The following is a 552-nucleotide window of genomic DNA, read 5'->3' as shown; positions in this document are numbered from 1 at the left end:
CCTCGACAAGGTAGTGCCAGCCGGTGAGCTGCTGGCGGTGGCTAAGGCGGCTGCCGAGCAGCTGAAAAAGATCAACATGGTGGCGCACAAGAACACCAAGCTGAAAGTGCGCAAGGCGCTGCTGGAGACGCTGGACCAGGCGATCGCCCTGGATCAGCAGCACTTCGGCTGACCCGGCAGGCCCACTGCGCGAGAGAATTTCCGTTCGAGTGCGCACGAGGGCCGGCCCTGCGTTTACACTGCGCAAGTGACGCCCCGCCGATGGCGGGGCGTTTTCATTTCTCATTCAGTGTCGCCTCGCAGGAGAGCCCCGATGTCCGCCCCGCACACCCCGGTAGAACGCGCCGATTTCGACCAGGTCATTGTTCCCACTTTCGCCCCCGCCGCCTTCGTGCCGGTGCGTGGTCTGGGCTCGCGAGTATGGGATCAGAGCGGTCGAGAACTGGTGGACTTCGCTGGCGGCATCGCGGTCAACGCCCTGGGCCATGCCCATCCGGCCATGATCGCGGCACTGACGGAGCAGGCTGGCAAGCTCTGGCACATCTCCAACAT

1 protein-coding gene is annotated in these 552 nt (G+C 64.3%); it reads left to right on the top strand.

The annotated features are described in order from the left end of the window. Positions 1-313: 313 nt before the first annotated feature. A partial coding sequence (locus tag N879_RS15720) for an aminotransferase class III-fold pyridoxal phosphate-dependent enzyme (RefSeq protein ID WP_031232968.1) occupies positions 314-552 on the top strand: 239 nt, incomplete at its 3' end.

Origin of the sequence: Alcaligenes sp. EGD-AK7 (assembly GCF_000465875.3) — a bacterium.
GTDB classification, from domain to species: Bacteria; Pseudomonadota; Gammaproteobacteria; order Burkholderiales; family Burkholderiaceae_B; genus Alcaligenes; species Alcaligenes phenolicus.
The sequence above is the reverse complement of the archived record's forward strand: the minus strand, read 5'-3'. Positions and strand labels throughout refer to the sequence as shown.